This is a genomic window from Sphingomonas suaedae, from assembly GCF_007833215.1.
Lineage (GTDB): Bacteria > Pseudomonadota > Alphaproteobacteria > Sphingomonadales > Sphingomonadaceae > Sphingomonas > Sphingomonas suaedae.
In genome coordinates this window covers 3,212,716-3,228,766 of the sequence record NZ_CP042239.1, presented here as the reverse complement: position 1 = coordinate 3,228,766, position 16,051 = coordinate 3,212,716, and the positions used below count along the sequence as shown (strand labels likewise).

General features: G+C 66.4%; 20 protein-coding genes. 8 read left to right on the top strand and 12 right to left on the bottom strand.

The genetic code is table 11. The annotated features are described in order from the left end of the window. Positions 1-3: 3 nt before the first annotated feature. From FPZ54_RS15370 to rpiB, 8 genes are all read right to left on the bottom strand, one after another. Positions 4-1,662, bottom strand: a complete 1,659-nt coding sequence (locus tag FPZ54_RS15370) for a M28 family metallopeptidase (protein ID WP_145848635.1) — start codon at positions 1,660-1,662, stop codon at positions 4-6. 112 nt (positions 1,663-1,774) lie between these two features. Next, positions 1,775-2,389 (bottom strand): 30S ribosomal protein S4, encoded by a 615-nt coding sequence (gene rpsD, locus FPZ54_RS15365; protein WP_145848632.1) that lies wholly within the window; start codon positions 2,387-2,389, stop codon positions 1,775-1,777. 168 nt (positions 2,390-2,557) lie between these two features. Then, positions 2,558-2,803, bottom strand: coding sequence for a hypothetical protein (locus tag FPZ54_RS15360; RefSeq protein ID WP_145848630.1), 246 nt, complete (start codon positions 2,801-2,803; stop codon positions 2,558-2,560). A 91-nt stretch (positions 2,804-2,894) separates the two neighbouring features. Next, complete coding sequence (locus FPZ54_RS15355; RefSeq protein ID WP_145848628.1) at positions 2,895-3,134, bottom strand: hypothetical protein; 240 nt, start codon at positions 3,132-3,134, stop codon at positions 2,895-2,897. 77 nt (positions 3,135-3,211) lie between these two features. Then, positions 3,212-3,928, bottom strand: a complete 717-nt coding sequence (locus FPZ54_RS15350) for an RNA methyltransferase (protein WP_186456790.1) — start codon at positions 3,926-3,928, stop codon at positions 3,212-3,214. After that, a complete protein-coding gene (nrdR, locus tag FPZ54_RS15345; protein WP_145848625.1) occupies positions 3,925-4,386 on the bottom strand; it encodes a transcriptional regulator NrdR in 462 nt (153 codons plus the stop codon). Before nrdR ends, FPZ54_RS15350 begins: the two co-directional genes overlap by 4 nt. Before the next feature lie 130 nt (positions 4,387-4,516). Beyond that, on the bottom strand, positions 4,517-5,824 hold the full coding sequence (glyA, locus tag FPZ54_RS15340; protein ID WP_145848623.1) for a serine hydroxymethyltransferase: 1,308 nt from the start codon (positions 5,822-5,824) through the stop codon (positions 4,517-4,519). Positions 5,825-5,849: 25 nt separating this feature from the next. Next, positions 5,850-6,287 carry a ribose 5-phosphate isomerase B gene (rpiB, locus tag FPZ54_RS15335; RefSeq protein WP_145848622.1) on the bottom strand — a complete coding sequence of 146 codons (438 nt, stop codon included), beginning with the start codon at positions 6,285-6,287 and terminating at the stop codon, positions 5,850-5,852. Positions 6,288-6,393: 106 nt separating this feature from the next. On the opposite strand from rpiB, the gene FPZ54_RS15330 reads away from it, so the two are divergent. The 3 genes from FPZ54_RS15330 (at position 6,394) to FPZ54_RS15320 (ending at position 8,829) form a co-directional block, all read left to right on the top strand. Next, complete coding sequence (locus tag FPZ54_RS15330; RefSeq protein ID WP_145848619.1) at positions 6,394-6,852, top strand: hypothetical protein; 459 nt, start codon at positions 6,394-6,396, stop codon at positions 6,850-6,852. 94 nt (positions 6,853-6,946) lie between these two features. Next, positions 6,947-8,182 (top strand): BtaA family protein, encoded by a 1,236-nt coding sequence (locus FPZ54_RS15325; protein ID WP_145848618.1) that lies wholly within the window; start codon positions 6,947-6,949, stop codon positions 8,180-8,182. 26 nt (positions 8,183-8,208) lie between these two features. Continuing rightward, entirely contained in the window at positions 8,209-8,829 is a 621-nt protein-coding gene (locus FPZ54_RS15320; RefSeq protein WP_145849917.1) for a class I SAM-dependent methyltransferase, read from the top strand. Here the strand turns inward: FPZ54_RS15320 and FPZ54_RS15315 are convergent. Continuing rightward, positions 8,826-9,320, bottom strand: a complete 495-nt coding sequence (locus FPZ54_RS15315; RefSeq protein WP_186456789.1) for a hypothetical protein — start codon at positions 9,318-9,320, stop codon at positions 8,826-8,828. The genes FPZ54_RS15320 and FPZ54_RS15315 overlap by 4 nt on opposite strands. Positions 9,321-9,403: 83 nt before the next feature. After that, positions 9,404-10,177: an SDR family oxidoreductase gene (locus tag FPZ54_RS15310; RefSeq protein WP_145848616.1), complete on the bottom strand. Its 774-nt coding sequence runs from the start codon at positions 10,175-10,177 to the stop codon at positions 9,404-9,406. 54 nt (positions 10,178-10,231) lie between these two features. Here FPZ54_RS15310 and FPZ54_RS15305 point away from each other — a divergent pair, with 54 nt between their 5' ends. After that, the gene (locus FPZ54_RS15305; protein WP_145848614.1) at positions 10,232-10,999 is read left to right on the top strand and encodes an ATP-binding cassette domain-containing protein; all 768 of its coding nucleotides are present in this window, start codon (positions 10,232-10,234) and stop codon (positions 10,997-10,999) included. Next, entirely contained in the window at positions 10,996-12,522 is a 1,527-nt protein-coding gene (locus FPZ54_RS15300) for an ABC transporter permease/substrate-binding protein (protein ID WP_145848612.1), read from the top strand. The genes FPZ54_RS15305 and FPZ54_RS15300 overlap by 4 nt, the downstream gene beginning before the upstream one ends. A 136-nt stretch (positions 12,523-12,658) precedes the next feature. Here FPZ54_RS15300 and FPZ54_RS15295 read toward each other — a convergent pair whose 3' ends face one another. Next, a complete protein-coding gene (locus tag FPZ54_RS15295; protein ID WP_145848610.1) occupies positions 12,659-12,949 on the bottom strand; it encodes a 4a-hydroxytetrahydrobiopterin dehydratase in 291 nt (96 codons plus the stop codon). 39 nt (positions 12,950-12,988) lie between these two features. On the opposite strand from FPZ54_RS15295, the gene FPZ54_RS15290 reads away from it, so the two are divergent. The 3 genes from FPZ54_RS15290 to FPZ54_RS15280 all read left to right on the top strand — a co-directional run bounded on the left by FPZ54_RS15290 (position 12,989) and on the right by FPZ54_RS15280 (position 14,743). Beyond that, the gene (locus FPZ54_RS15290; RefSeq protein WP_145848608.1) at positions 12,989-13,399 is read left to right on the top strand and encodes a metallopeptidase family protein; all 411 of its coding nucleotides are present in this window, start codon (positions 12,989-12,991) and stop codon (positions 13,397-13,399) included. Beyond that, positions 13,396-13,980 (top strand): heme ABC exporter ATP-binding protein CcmA, encoded by a 585-nt coding sequence (gene ccmA, locus FPZ54_RS15285; RefSeq protein WP_145848607.1) that lies wholly within the window; start codon positions 13,396-13,398, stop codon positions 13,978-13,980. Before FPZ54_RS15290 ends, ccmA begins: the two co-directional genes overlap by 4 nt. Before the next feature lie 118 nt (positions 13,981-14,098). Next, entirely contained in the window at positions 14,099-14,743 is a 645-nt protein-coding gene (locus FPZ54_RS15280; RefSeq protein ID WP_145848605.1) for a heme exporter protein CcmB, read from the top strand. Positions 14,744-15,005: 262 nt separating this feature from the next. Here FPZ54_RS15280 and FPZ54_RS15275 read toward each other — a convergent pair whose 3' ends face one another. Continuing rightward, entirely contained in the window at positions 15,006-15,875 is an 870-nt protein-coding gene (locus FPZ54_RS15275) for a class I SAM-dependent methyltransferase (protein WP_145848604.1), read from the bottom strand. Positions 15,876-16,051 lie beyond the last annotated feature (176 nt).

Sequence of the window (16,051 nt, the reverse complement as noted above, 5' to 3'; positions counted from 1 at the left end):
GGCTTACTTGGCTCCTGCGCGGGATTTATCGCGGGCGGCGCGGAATTCGTCGCCCTCGACCCAATTGGGCCAGGCGGTCGTCATCGCGAGCATACGACCGACCGCGTAATAGACCTGAAGATCCTTCTCCGCGCCCGCCCAGTTCCAGCTGGGATCGAACTCGTCCTTCGGGCCGTGATATTTGTTCTTCTCATAATCCGCAGCGGCGGCGCGGCCGGCATCGCGGCCACCCTCGACCAGGTCGTCGCCGGCGTCGAAATAGAGCATCGGCACGCCGTGCTTCGCCAGCATGAAATGGTCCGAACGGTAGTAGAAGCCCTTTTCGGGGGTCGGTTCGGCGTTGGCCATGCGGTTCTGCTTGGCGAGCGCGGCCTTGAGGTAACTGTCGAGCTCCGACTTGCCCATGCCGACGACGACGACATTCCTGGCCGGGGGCGTCAGGTTCATCGCGTCGATGTTCACGCCACCCACGGTCTTGGCGAGCGGATAGACCGGGTTGTCGCCATAATATTTGGAGCCGAGCAGCCCCGATTCCTCGGCGGTGACGGCGAGGAAGACGAGGCTGCGGTCGGGCGCGCCGGCATCCTTGTTCGCCTTCGCAATCGCGATCAGCGCCGCGGTGCCGGTGGCGTTGTCGACCGCGCCGTTGCAGATATTGTCGCCATCGCTCGCCGCCTGGCAGCGACCGAGATGATCCCAATGCGCGGTGTAGAGGACAACTTCGTCGGGGCGTTTGGCACCGGGGAGGATGCCGATGACATTCTTCGACGCGTGCTTGCGGATGACATTGTCGAAGCTGACCGATGCCTTGACGTCGCCGAGCGGCACCGCCTTGAACCCCTTCACCTTGGCGGCGGCGGCGAGCTTGTCGAAATCCTGACCCGCGCTGGCGAACAGCGCCTTGGCCTTGTCGAGCTGAATCCAGCCGTTGGCGGCGGTCTGGTCCATATGGCCGTTGGCGGCGTCGGCGACCTGCTGCTCGCCGGTCCAGCTCGATTCGACGACGTTCCAGCCATAGGCGGCGGGCTGGGTATCGTGGACGATGATCGCGGCGGCGGCGCCCTGACGTGCTGCCTCTTCGTACTTGTAGGTCCAGCGGCCATAATAGGTCATCGCCTGGCCGTTGAACTCGCCCTGAAGGCCCGCGGTCTCCCAGTCGGGGTCGTTGACGAGGATGACGACGGTCTTCCCCTTCACGTCCACCCCGGCATAGTCGTTCCAGCCTTTTTCGGGGGCGTTGATGCCATAGCCCACAAAGACGACCGGGCTGTCCTTGACCGCGATCTTGGGGGTCACGCGATAGGTGCCGACGACCATTTCGGGGCCGTACTTCAGGCTCATCGCCTGGGTGCCGCCGGTGAAGGTCAGCGGCGAGACATTCTGCGCCGTGATCGCGACGAGCGGTACGTCCTGGAACCAGCTGCCTTCATTGCCGGGCTGAAGCCCCGCCTTCTGGAACTGCTCGACCAGATAGGCGAGCGTCTTTTCCTCACCCGGCGTGCCGGGCGCGCGGCCCTCAAATTCATCCGAGGAGAGGGTTCGCGTTGCCTCCTTCATCAGGTCCATGGGCATGGCGGGCAATGCGACATCCGGTACCGCGGCGGTGTCGGAAGCGGTCGAGCAGGCGGCAAGGCCCAAAAGGGCGAGCAGCGCGAAGCGCATGGGTTGGTCTCCCGGGATACTTCAGATGGCGCGACTTGTGACAGCGGGCAGGCCAAATGAAAAGGGCGGCCCCGCAGGGACCGCCCTTTCGCATTTGGACCAGAAACCGGACTTAGCGCGAATAGAATTCGACGACCAGGTTCGGCTCCATCTTCACCGGGTACGGCACTTCGTCGAGGGTCGGCACGCGGGTGAAGGTGATCTTCGACGCACCATCGGGGGCGACGTAATCGGGGATGTCGCGCTCGGCCAGCGCCTGCGCTTCCATCACCAGCGCCATTTCCTGCGCTTTCGAGCCCAGCTCGACCGTCTCGCCCGGCTTGATGCGGCGCGAACCGATGTTGCACTTCTCGCCATTGACCTTGACGTGGCCGTGGTTGACCAGCTGGCGCGCGGCAAAGATCGTCGGCGCGAACTTGGCGCGATAGACGATCATGTCGAGGCGCTGCTCGAGCAGGCCGATCAGGTTCTGGCCGGTATCGCCCTTCATGCGCGACGCATCTTCATAAGCGCGCTTGAACTGCTTCTCAGTCACGTCGCCATAATAGCCCTTGAGCTTCTGCTTGGCGCGCAGCTGGATGCCGAAGTCCGACATCTTGCCCTTGCGGCGCTGGCCGTGCTGGCCGGGGCCGTATTCGCGCTTGTTGACGGGCGACTTGGGACGACCCCAGATGTTCTCGCCCATCCGGCGGTCGAGCTTGTACTTGGCGCTGGAGCGCTTCGACATGTAAAATTCCTACCAATTGCTACGACGTTGACCCGGCGGAGACCACCTGATCGCGATTCCGGTATCGCCTGTGCGCAAGCACAGGGCCGCCGCTTCACCGGAGTGCGGAGCCAATTGCGAAGGCGCGCGCCTAGACGGGGACGCCCGTCGAGTCAAGCAATGCCCGACTTAGTTGCCGCTGTAGCGATTCTGGGTATTGTCCTGAATCTCGCGGGCATCCTGAACCGCCTGCTTCTGGATCGCGTCCCATTCGGCGGCGGTGCGACAGATCTTGCGGCGGGCGAGGCGTGTTCCGGTCGCCGCTTCCGCCTTGCAGATTTTCTTTTCCTTCACTGGCGCGGCGACGACATTGTCATCCCCGCTCGGCGCGGCAGAAGCGAGTGCGATGGCAAAACCGAAAGCGGCGACAAGCATGGACCAACCCTTCCAAGACCAAATATTTAGCGGCGATATGAACCAGTTGTGCGCGGCGCGCAACGCGCCATTACCATCGCCGCCCGCCTGATTACTGGGGCTTTGGAGCCGTGCTCACCTGCTCCGCCGTGCGCGGAAGCGGCGCACCGGCGGCGAGCGCGGCGTCCTCCTCCTCATATTTTCCTTCCCACTCCGCGCGGGTCTTGCAGATTTTGGGGCCGCGCATCTTGGTGCGGCGGTCAATCTTCGACCGGCAGACGATGTCGTCCGGGCTTTTTTCGATCAATACGGGCGAGACGGAAAGCGAGAGCGCGAAAGCGGCAAGCAACATGAGGACCCCCTAAAGTCGTCAAACCCGTATCTCGCCATACTTTGTTGCATCGCACAAGAAAAAAATAACGTTGAATTTCAATGTGGAGGGCGCTTTTTGCCTTCCAATGCCGAGAGCACACCCCGCAATGTACGGATTTCCTGCGCGTTCCATCCGGGCTTGGTCAACACGCTGCGCAGGGTGAGGCGCGTCGTCGGCACGCGATCGGGGGGATAATAGAAGCCGCTGCGCTCCAGCAGCATGTCCAGATGGCCGATCAGCCCTTCCAGTTCCGCCTGCGGTGCGGGCGGATCGAGATCGGTGCGCGGCGGCTGGGCCAGCCCCTGCCCCTTCGACCATTCATAGGCGACGAGGATGACCGCCTGGGCGAGATTGAGCGAGCCGAATTCGGGATTAATCGGCACGGTGAGGATCGCGCGGGCGAGCGCGACATCCTCGGTCGCAAGGCCGGAACGCTCGGGACCGAACAGGATCGCGCTGCGCCCCGGCGCGGTGTGAATCTCGGCCGCGGCCTCGACCGGGGTGACGACCGGCTTGGTCACGCCACGCTTGCGCACGGTGGTGGCATAGACATGTTCGCAATCGGCGACGGCGTCCGCGACGCTCTCGAAGACCTGCGCCTGCTCAAGCACGATGTCGGCGCCGCTCGCGGCCGGACCCGCCGAAGGATTGGGCCAGCCATCGCGCGGTGTCACCAGGCGCATCTGCGTCAGCCCGAAATTGAGCATCGCGCGCGCCGCCTTGCCGATATTCTCGCCCAGCTGTGGTCGAACCAGAACGATGACCGGGTTCACTGCTTCCCGACCTCGCTGATATTGCTCGCAAATTCCTCGAAATCCTTTGCCTCGCGGAAATCGCGATAGACGCTGGCGAAGCGGATATAGGCGACCGAATCGAGGTGTTTCAGTCCCTCCATCACCATTTCGCCGATCCGTTTGGTCGGAATCTCGGTTTCGCCCAGCGTTTCCAGCTGACGCTGGATTCCGGAAACGAGCTTTTCGACCTGATTGGCGTCGATCGGCCGCTTGCGACAGGCGAGCGAGACCGATCGGATCAGCTTGTCGCGGTCGAACGGCTCGCGCTTGTCTTCGGACTTGAGGACGATCAGTTCGCGCAGCTGGATGCGCTCGAACGTGGTGAAGCGCGCGGCGCACGCCTCGCACTGGCGCCGACGACGGATCGCCGCGCCGTCCTCGGTGGGGCGGCTGTCTTTTACCTGGCTGGCTTCATGGCCGCAGAAGGGGCAGCGCATTATCCCCTCTCCCCTTCAGGGGAGAGGGTGGCAGCGCGAAGCGAGGTCGGGAGAGGGGCAGAGAGGTCGGAGCTTGGTTCAGGCCCCTCTCCCCGGCCCTCTCCCCTGAAGGGGAGAGGGAGAAGGCGCATCAACCCTCCGGATAGATCGGGAAGCGTTCGCACAGCGCGCGGACGCGCTGGCGGACATTGGCTTCGACCTCGGGGTCGCCGCCCTCGCCCTTGCTGCGCAGCCCTTCGAGCACATCGGCGACCATGTTGCCGATCTCGCGGAATTCGGCCGGGCCGAAGCCGCGGGTGGTGCCGGCGGGTGAACCAACGCGGATGCCGCTGGTCTTGACCGGGGGCAAAGGATCGTTGGGAATGCCGTTCTTGTTGCAGGTAATCGCCGCACGCTCGAGCGCCTCGTCGGCGTCCTTGCCGGTGACGCCCAGAGGGGTCAGGTCGATCAGCGCGAGGTGGGTGTCGGTGCCGCCCGAGACGACCGCCGCGCCCCGCTCGGTCAGCGTCGCGGCAAGCACCTTGGCATTTTCGACCACCGCAGCGGCATAGCTTCTGAACTCGGGGCGCAGCGCTTCGCCGAACGCGACGGCCTTGGCGGCGATGACGTGCATCAGCGGGCCGCCCTGCAGGCCGGGGAACACCGCCGAGTTGATCTTCTTCGCGATGGCTTCGTCATCGGTCATGATCATGCCGCCACGCGGACCGCGCAGCGTCTTGTGCGTGGTGGTGGTGACGACATGCGCGTGGCCGAATGGCGTGGGGTGGACGCCGCCCGCGACGAGGCCGGCGAAATGCGCCATGTCGACCATGAACAGCGCGCCGACCTCATCCGCGATCGCGCGGAACTTCGCGAAATCGATATGGCGCGGATAGGCCGAGCCGCCGGCGATGATCAGCTTGGGCTGATGCTCGCGCGCCTTGGCCGCGACCTCGTCGAAATCGATCAGGTGCGTGACCGGGTCGACACCATACTGGACCGCATTGAACCACTTGCCCGACATCGCCGCCTTGGCCCCGTGGGTCAGGTGGCCGCCCGAATCGAGGCTGAGGCCCATGATCGTGTCGCCGGGCTTGGTCAGCGCCAGCATCACTGCGCCGTTCGCCTGGGCGCCCGAATGCGGCTGGACGTTGGCGAAGCCGCAGCCGAACAGCTGTTTGGCGCGGTCGATCGCAAGGCTCTCGACCTCGTCCGAGGGGTGGCAGCCCTGATAATAGCGCTTGCCGGGATAACCCTCGGCATATTTGTTGGTGAAGACGCTGCCCTGCGCTTCCAGCACCGCCTTCGACACGATGTTTTCGCTGGCGATCAGCTCGATCTGAAACTGCTCGCGCTCCAGTTCGTGCGCGACGCCCGCGAACACGGCGGGGTCTGCGTCGGCGAGCGTGGTGGTGAAGAAGCCGTCCGACCGGATGGCGCTGATGGGGTTGGTGCTCATAAGTCTGTCCTTCAGAAAGCCGGGCCTAGAACGTGGGCTGAGTCAGCTTGTCCACGCGGCGCTGGTGCCGGTCGCCGCCGAATTCGGTGGCGAGGAATGCGGTGATGCAGGCCTTTGCCATCTCGATCCCGATCAGCCGGGCGCCCATGGCGATGACGTTCGCATCATTATGCTCGCGCGCGAGAGTGGCGGAGAGCGGCTCCGACACCAGGGCACAGCGCGCGGCCGGATTGCGGTTGACCGCGATCGAGATGCCGATGCCGCTGCCGCACAGCGCGATTCCGCGCTCGGCGCTCCCGGCCGCGATGGCGGCGGCGAGCTTGTATCCGTAATCGGGATAATCGACGCTGGCGGCGCTGTCCGGTCCCAGATCGGCGACGTCATGGCCCGCGCCGCGCAACCAGTCGGCAAGCGCCGCCTTGAGGTCGATGGCGGCGTGGTCCGAAGCAATGGCGATACGCATGGGAAGAGCGGTTCGACCCCTGAGCTGAATGGATGACGCGCTCTCTAGGCGTTCGCCGCGGCGATGGCTACACCGGATCGCACTATTCGACCGGTGGAGATGTAGCGTGCGGATTTTGCTGTGGATGGGTGCTGTTGCGTTGCTGTCCGGCTGCGGCGGAGATCTGAGCAATGAGCAACAGGCGGCTTTGGTCGAGAACGCAATCGCCAATGCCGAGGCGATGGCGCAGAATGTGACGCGCGAGGCACGGCGCGAGCGGCTGGCCGAGCGCGCGCCCGAGCGGGATGCCTGGATCGGCAAATGGGTGGGAGTCGAGGGACTGGTTCTGGAGATTGCCAAGGGCGACGCACCGGGCCGCTATCGCATCACCAACACCTGGAGCGTAGATGCGGGCGATACCGGAACCTTTAACGGCAGGGCGAGCGCGCGCGGCATCGTCTTTCGCCGCGGGGAGGAGCGCGTCCGGCTGGTCGCGGGCGATGGTGCGGCGACGGGCCTCAAATGGCTGGCGGACAAGAAGGACTGCCTGATCGTTGCGCCGGGCGAAGGCTATTGCCGGGATTGATCCGTGACGGTTCCATGACGGCCACGGTCACGCGACTGACATGGAACCGCCATAAGCGCGCCCCGGGGAGCGATTTCCCCCGGGAGCCGATTTGATGGGTTCGAACGCCAGCCAGCCGCGCAACGGGGCTGTCCGCAACGCCGTCCACCGCCATGACCATCTGAGCAAGGAAGGGCTGCTGGAGCGCGCTTTCACCTTCGCCTTTCGCGGCCTGGTCTATGCGCAGATATGGGAAGACCCGCAGGTCGATATGGAGGCGCTGGCGATCACGCCCGATTGCCATATCGTGACGATCGCGAGCGGCGGGTGCAACGTCCTGTCCTATCTGACCGCGAACCCGGCGAAGATCACTGCGGTGGACCTAAACACCGCGCATATCGCGCTCAACAAGCTCAAGCGCGCAGCAGCCCAGCATCTGCCCGACTATGCCGCGTTTCACCGCTTCTTTGCCCAGGCAAACCGGCCGGAGAATGTCGCGGCCTACAAGGAGTGGCTGCGCCCGCAGCTCGACGATGCCACCCGCCGTTACTGGGAAGGCCGCGATCTCGCCGGGCGGCGGCGGATCAAGGGTTTTGCCGGGGGCTTCTACAAGCGCGGGCTGCTCGGCGGATTCATCGGCGCGGCGCACCTGCTTGCCAAACTCTATCGCATCGACCCGCGCGAATTGCTCGCAGCGAAGAGCGTGGAAGAGCAGCGCGCGATCTTCGAAACGCGGCTTGCACCGGTGTTCGACAAAAAGTTCGTGCGCTGGCTGATCGACCAGCCAGCATCGCTGTTCGGCCTGGGCATTCCGCCGGCGCAATATGAGGCGCTGGCCGGCGACGATCCGCGTGGGATCGGCGCGGTGCTGCGGCGACGACTGGAGAAGCTGGCCTGCGATTTTGACCTGTCGGACAATTACTTCGCCTGGCAGGCATTCGGGCGCGGCTATGGCGAAGGCGCCGACGCGCCGCTTCCGCCCTATCTGCAGGCGGGCAATTACGATGTGGTGCGCGACCGTGCCGAGCGGGTCGAGGTGCGCCACCAGAATTTCGTCGAATATCTCGAATCGATGCCCGACGGCTCACTCGACCGCTACATCCTGCTCGACGCGCAGGACTGGATGACCGATGCGCAGCTGACCCGGTTGTGGGGTGCGATTACGCGGACCGCGAAGCCGGGTGCGCGCGTGCTGTTCCGTACCGCCGCCGCGCCGACCCTGTTGCCCGGCCGTGTGCCCGACGCGATCCTCTCGCGCTGGGACTATGCCGAAGCCGAGTCGCTGGACTTTACCGCGCGGGACCGTTCGGCCATTTATGGCGGCGTGCATCTCTACCGCCTCAAGCCGTGACCGCAGACGCCGGACATGCCGGGCGCATGGACGCCGTCTATGCGGCGCAGCGGCACATCTATGACGTCACCCGCAAATATTATCTGCTGGGGCGCGACCGGCTGATCGAGGAACTGGCACCGCCACCGGGCGGCAGCGTGCTGGAGGTCGGCTGCGGCACTGCGCGCAATCTGATCGCGGCGGCGCGGCGCTGGCCCGACGCGCGCTTTTTCGGCGTCGATATCTCCGAAGCGATGCTGGCGACGGCGCGGGCGAAGGTCGCGAAGGCCGGACTGTCCGACCGGATCATGCTGGCACAGGGCGATGCGACCGCGTTCGACCCCCAGACGCTGTTCGGCGTCGCGGCGTTCGACCGGGTGTTCGCAAGCTATACGCTGTCGATGATCCCCGACTGGCTGGGCGCGATCGCACAGGCGGCGCAGGTACTGGCGCCGGGCGGGGTGCTGCACATCGTCGATTTCGGGCAGCAGGAGCGGATGCCGCGCTGGTGGCGGACGATGCTGTTCGCCTGGCTCGCGCACTTCCACGTGACCCCCCGGCGCGAACTGCCCGTCGCGCTGCGCCATGTCAGCCGCACCAATGACCAGACCTTCGGGTTCGAGACGCTGCTGCGCGGCTATGCCTGGGCCGGGACGATAAGGGCCTAGTCGGTCCAGCCCCAGGGCATGGGTGGCGGCGCCACCGGCGTGGTGAGGTCGAACTCGACGCGGAAATGGCGGTTGGCGCGGCGCAGTTCATAGGCGAAGCGGATCGGCGTCACTTCCATCGCCCAGATATTGGTGACCGATACGGCGGCATCGTTCGCCTTGAACAGCGCGATCGATTCGGCATCGACCGGAAAGTCCTGACGTTCGGCGGTTCCGGGCGTGGCGGTGTCGCCGCCATACATTGTCAACACGTCGCTCGTCCCGTCCCGGTGCCGGTGATCGTGCTTGAGGCGGATGCCCGTCGCGGTGCGGGTGAGCACCCAGGTGCGCGAGCGGTCTTCCCCGACATGGAAGGGGATATGGACGCGGTCGGACCCACATGCCGCGACGTGCATCATCAATGGCTTGCTGGCAAAGGCCGCATCAGCGGCATCGGTCGTGACGACGCGTCCGGCATAAGCCTTGCCGCAGTGCGCGGCGATCTGACGCATGAACGCATCCTGCGGGTCGGGTGTAGCGGAGGTCCCGGCGCATCCCGCACAGGCGAACGCGGTCGTAACCGCGAATAACGCCCTCATTTGCCGCCCCGCGCCTGTTTGCGCATCGACCCGCGCATGAAGCGCGACGCGAACCACATCCGCCGCGCGGTCTTGCCGACCAGAGTGTGCAACTGGTCGCCGTGCACGGCTTCCCAGGCGAGCCGTGCCGCCTCTTCGACGGGCGTGAACTCCAGCCGCGCGGCGCGCACCCGCTCGCGCATCGTCGCATTGCTGCCCACCGGCAGCCCGTCGAGAATCGCGGTGTCGATAAAGCTCGGCAGCAGCGCACGCACGCGAATGCCGTCGGCGACCCATTCGCCGTCGAGCGATTCGGTGAAGCCGCGCACCGCAAATTTGGTCGCCGAATAGATCGCGACCCCGCCGGTGCCGTAAATGCCGGCCGCCGATGCCGTATTGAGCAGGCAACCCTGCGATGCCTTGAGATATTTATGGCCCGCATGGGCACCCCAGACGACGCCCATCAGGTTGATATCGACGCAGCGTTGCAGCTCATCCACCGGCGTATCGGCGAACACCCCGCCGACGCCGATCCCGGCATTGTTGAACAATACGTCCAGCCGCCCGCCGCTCGCTGTGGTGAAGTCCGCCAGCGCACCGTCCCATGCCGCGCGGTCGCGCACGTCGAGGATATGGGTGGTCACCGGGGCATCGCCGAGCATTGACGCGGTTTCCGCCATCCCGGCCTCGCTGATATCGGCCAAGCCGACGCGCCAGCCCTGCGCCGCGAAATGCTTCGCAACCGCGCGACCGATGCCCGAACCGCCGCCGGTGATGAAGATCGCCTGCATACCACCCCTCCCAATCTTTGACCTTGGCGCGATCATTCCCCATCATGCGAAACGATGCCAGCGCAAACCGGCCCTTCGGTCGTCCTTGAGGGCGTGACCAAAAGCTATGGCGCGACGCGGGCGCTGGACGGCGTGTCGCTGGAGATCGCGGCGGGCAGCTTCGTCGCACTGGTGGGGCAGTCGGGGTCGGGCAAATCGACTCTGCTCAAGACGATCAACCGGCTGGTCGAACCCGATGCCGGAACCGTGCGGATCGGCGATGCCGATGTGCGCGGCGGTCCGTCCCATGCGCTGCGGCGCCGGATCGGCTATGTGTTTCAGGGTATCGGCTTGTTTCCGCATATGAGCGTGGCGGAGAATATCGCCGTCGGCCTGCGCATCACCGGGGAGCGCGACAATACGGCACGGGTGGCGGATCTGCTGGCGCTGGTCGATCTTCCCGGCGATGCCGCCGCGCGGATGCCGGATCAGCTGTCGGGCGGACAGCGGCAGCGCGTCGGCGTGGCTCGGGCGCTGGCGACGCAGCCTCGCCTGATGTTGATGGACGAACCGTTCGGTGCGCTCGATCCAGTGACTCGCGACGATCTCGGTCGCGCGGTGCGCGCGCTGCACGACCGGTTGGGTCTGACGACGATCCTGGTGACGCACGACATGGCGGAGGCGCTGTTGCTGGCCGATCGCGTGCTGGTGATGAAGGCCGGGGGGATCGTTGCCGATGCGACGCCCGCCGAATTGGCGCGGGGCGGCGGCGGGCCGGAGGCACAGGCGCTGATCGCGGTACCGATGGCACAGGCCGACGCGCTCGAGGCGCTGAAGGCATGACCGCCGCATTCACCCGCGTGCCCGAATTGATGGCGAGCCATTTGCTGCTGGCGATGGCGGCATTGGCATTGGGGATTGCGATCAGCCTGCCCTTGGGCGTCGCGGCGGCGCGGCATCCCCGCTTGGGCCGGGCGGTACTGGGTGCGGCGAGCCTGGTCCAGACGATCCCCTCGCTGGCGCTGCTCGCGCTCTTCTATCCTGTGCTGCTGGCCCTGCGCGGCGTGGTGGGCGACTGGCTACCGGCGCTCGGCTTTCTCCCCGCGCTGCTCGCGCTGACCCTCTACGCGATCCTCCCTGTGCTGCGGAACACTACCACCGCGCTGACGACACTCGATCCCGCGCTGCGTGAGGCGGCGGATGGTGTGGGAATGACCGCGCAGCAGAAATTATGGCTGGTCGAGGCGCCGATCGCCGCACCGGTGGTGATGGCGGGCATTCGCACTGCGGCGGTGTGGACGATCGGCGCCGCGACGCTCTCCACGACCGTGGGCCAGCCGAGCCTGGGCGACCTGATCTTTGCGGGACTCCAGACCCAGAATTGGGCGCTGGTGCTCGCCGGGTGCATTGGCGCCGCAACGCTGGCGATGGGGGTGGACCTGATCCTGGCGCTGGCAGAGGGGGGCATCCGGACGCGCAACCGCGCGCGGGTCTGGGCCGGGGTCGGCGCGCTTATCGCGATCATCGCGGCGGCGGCCATTGCGCTCGCCCCCGCTGCCGGCGGCAAGACGGTGGTGGTCGGCGCCAAGGGCTTTTCCGAACAGTTCATCCTTGCCCGGCTGATCGGCCAGCGCCTGGAAGCCGCGGGCTATCGCGTCGAATATCGCGAGGGGCTGGGATCCGCAGTGGCGTTCGGCGCGCTCGCGGGCGGCGATGTCGATGTCTATGTCGATTATTCGGGGACGATCTGGACCAACCAGATGCAGCGCAGCGACGTACCCCCGCGCGAGGCGATCGTCGCCGGGGTCGGTGAATGGGCGAAGGCGCAGCATGGGGTTGGCCTGCTGGGGTCGCTCGGCTTCGAAAATGCCTATGCGTTTGCGATGCGCGGCGACGACGCGCGGCGGCGCGGGATCGCGACGCTGGCCGATCTGGCGGCGCAGGCACCGCAACTGAACCTCGCCACCGATGTCGAGTTTCTGGAGCGGCCGGAGTGGCGCGCGGTGCGCGATGCCTATGGCCTACGCTTCAAATCGGCGCGGCCGTATCAGCCGACCTTCATGTACCGCGCGCTGGCGAGCGGGCGGGCGGATGTGATCCCGGCCTTTTCCTCCGACGGGCGAATTGCGGCGGACAGGCTGGTGGTGCTGGACGATCCCAAGGGAGCGATCCCCGGCTATGACGCGATCCTGCTGGTCGCGCCGGACAGGGCGGAGGATACGCGGTTCGTCGCAGCGCTGCAGCCGCTGATCGGCAAGATTCCGGTTGCGGCGATGCGCGAGGCGAATCTGATGGTCGATCGGGATGTGGACAAGCGGACGCCGGATGAGGCGGCGCGGTGGCTGGCGGAGAAGGCGGGGATATAGCTAAAGCCCCCCCTTTAGGGGAGGGGTTGGGGTGGGGCCTATATTCTTGGCCCGTCGGTCTCGGTGAGACTGAGACGCCCCACCCCCATCCCCTCCCCTGAAGGGGAGGGGCGCGCCCGGCCTCAACCCCAGTCCCTCAATCCACCAGCGCGTCGATCGCCTGTGCCATCTCGATATCGCGCCCGGACAGGCCGCCCGCGTCATGCGTGGTGAGCAGGATGTCGACGCGGTTCCACACGTTCGACCATTCGGGGTGATGGTTCGCCTTTTCCGCGAGCAGCGCGACCTGGGTCATGAAGGCAAACGCCTGACTGAAATCGTCGAAGGTGAAACTGCGCGTGATCGCGTCGCGGCCATCGTCATGGTCCCATTCGGGCAGCCCCTCGAGCGCGTCGTCGCGCTCCGCCTGGCTCAGTTGCTCGACCATTCTTCCCCTCCTGTGCTGGGTGCGGCATAGCGCGGGACGATGACGGAGAAAACCGAGACCTTCGCGCCGAGTGCGGAACAGATGGAAGCGCTCGCGCGCGCGGCGTTGGCCCGCATCCCCGAGCCGTTCGCAGGGCATCTGCCCGACATCGTGCTGATCGTCGAGGATTTCGCCGACGAGACGATCCTGCGCGAGATGGGGATGGAGGATCCGTTCGAGCTGACCGGCCTCTATTCGGGACGGCCAGTGGGCGAGAAGGAGGGGTTCGCGATCGGCGAAATCCCGCAGCCGGACACGATTCACCTCTACCGCGTCCCGCTGCTCGCCGAATGGGTCGAGACCGGGGTGAGCCTGGAAGCGCTCGTCACGCATGTCGTGGTGCATGAGGTGGGGCATCATTTCGGGCTTTCGGATGACGACATGCACGCGCTGGAAGACAGCGTCGCGTGAGCGATTGCGGCATCCGGCTGGAGGGCGTGGCGTGCGCGCGCGGCGGGCGGATGCTGTTCGAGGGGCTCGATCTGGCGCTGGAGCCGGGGGGCGGGCTGCTGGTGACCGGGCCGAATGGCGCGGGCAAGTCGAGTTTGATCCGGATCGTCGCGGGCTTGCTGAACGCCAGCGCAGGGCACGTGTCGGTGACGGGGGAGAAGGCGTTGCTGGCCGTGGCGGCGGGGCTGGACCCGGAATTGCCGGTGGGCGAGGCGCTTCGCTTCTGGGCCGGACTGGATGGGCGGCGTGACGCGGTTGCGGACGCGCTGGAGGCGGTCGGGTTGCTGCATCTCACTCCGGTGCCCGTGCGGATGTTGTCGACCGGACAGCGCAAGCGCGTTGGGATTGCACGGGTGGTGGCGAGCGGGGCGCCGATCTGGTTGCTCGATGAGCCCGCGAACGGGCTGGACCATGGCGCGATCGGGGTGCTGGGCGGGTTGATCGCGGCGCACCGCGCGGCGGGCGGGATCGCGGTGGTGGCGACGCATCTGCCGATCCGGATGCAGGGCGCGCGGGAGATATTGATCGGGGGTGGAGGGTGAGCGCTGCGACGCATCCCCGGCCCGTCCTCCTGCGAAAGCAGGAGCCTAGGGTCACGCGGGATTTCCCTCCATGTCACTGGACCCCTGCTTTCGCAGGGGAATATCAGGGCGTTCCAAAATGAGCGGCTTCGGCGCACTCATAGCGCGCGAACTGCGCCGCGCCTGGGCGGCGGGAGGCCTCACCCTGCCCGTAGCCTTCTTCCTGCTGGTCGCGATCCTGTTCCCATTCGCGGTAGGGCCGGAGCCAAAGTTGCTGGCGCGGATCGGCGGCGGGGTGATCTGGGCAGCGGCGTTGCTCGCGGCGTTGCTGCCGGTCGAGCGGCTGGTGGCGCCCGATCTGGAGAGCGGGGTGCTCGATCAACTGAGCGTTCGTGGCTGGAACGACGCGAGCGTCGCGGCGGCGAAGATCGTCGGGCATTGGCTGGGCTTTGCGCCCGCCTTGCTGCTGGCGTGCGCGGTGGCGAGCGGGTTGCTGGGCCTGTCGCTGGAGCAGGCACTGGCGGCGGGACTGAGTTTGCTGATCGGCACGCCGGGGCTCGCGGCTCTGGGCGTCGCGACCGCCGCGTTGACGGCGGGCCTGCGCGGCGCGGGCGCGGTGGCGGGGCTGGTGATGCTCCCCTTTGCGGTGCCGCTGCTGATCTTTGGCGCGGGGGCGATGGGAACTGATCCGAGCGCGATGAAGCTGCTGGGCGCGGTGAGCTTGCTGCTGGTAGCGGGGTGCCCGTTCGTGGCGGGCGCGGCGATGCGGATGGGGCGGGGGTGATCATGAAGGACTGGCTAAGCAAGTTCGCCGAGGTAACACTTCTATTTTGCGCGCTAGCTTTCACCTTACCCTATATACCCTCCCATCCGATTGAGCGGCTCCCATTGTTTCCGGGCGCGGTGATCGCGCTAATCTGTTTCGCCGGAAGTCGAGCATTACGCTGGCGTCGAAACTATCTGCTCATCGGTCTGGAGACATCGGGCTTTCTGGCGTTCGTCTGGATCGCGAATCGAGTCGCGAACATTATCTACTCAAGCTGATCCTACCGACTCCACCGCGCAAAGATCGCGGTCGGCAGCACCAGCCCCCGCGCCTCCTCGCGCACACCAAGTTCGCCGCACTCGACCTTGCCGCCGAGGTCGGCAAAATGCTGGTTGAGCAATTCGCCGATCGCGAGCGCCGACATGCGGATTGCGTAGACGGTGAGGAACAGGAAGCGCGAGTCGGCGTCCAATAGCTGGCGGCAATCGGCGATCAGGCCGGGGAGGTCGCGTTCGAGTTGCCACACTTCGCCGGTCGGGCCGCGGCCATATTTGGGCGGGTCGAGCAGGATGCCTTCGTAGCGGCGGCCGCGGCGCACTTCGCGCGCGACGAACTTGGCGGCGTCGTCGATGATCCAGCGCACCGGCTTGTCGGTCATCCCCGACAGCGCGGCATTGCCCTTGGCCGCCTCGACCGACTTTTTCGACGCATCGACATGGACCATGTGCGCGCCGCTCGCCGCCATCGCCAGCGTGCCGACGCCGGTATAGCCGAACAGGTTCATCACCGTGGGTGCATCGACCCCGGCGGTCTGCTCGCGCATCCAGCTCCATACCGGCGCCATGTCGGGGAAGAAGCCGAGATGGCGGAACGGGGTGGTCTGCGCGGTGAACTTCGCCTCGTTCCACGCGAGCGGCCAGCCTTCGCGCGGCACGGGCTTGGTGAAGACCCAGCGGCCACCGCCTTCGTCATCGGGGGCGGGCATGAATTCGCCATGCGCGTCCCAGTCGGGCGACGCGGGCGCCCACATCGCCTGCGGCTCGGGGCGGATGAAGCGGTAGTCGCCGTAACGTTCTAGCTTGCGGCCATGGCCGGAGTCGACGAGGCCGTAATCGGCCCAAGGCTCGCCGGTGAGGGTAATGAGGTTCATGGGGGTCTCTTAGCCGTTCCTCCCCCAACGGGGGAGGGGGACCATGCGAAGCATGGTGGAGGGGCCGCCCCGCAGAGGGCGGAATTTTGCCGAGCTGTGCACGGCCGTCTGCGCGGCCGCCCCTCCGCCACCGGCTTCGCCGGCGGTCCCCCTCCCCTGAGACAAGCTCAGGGGAG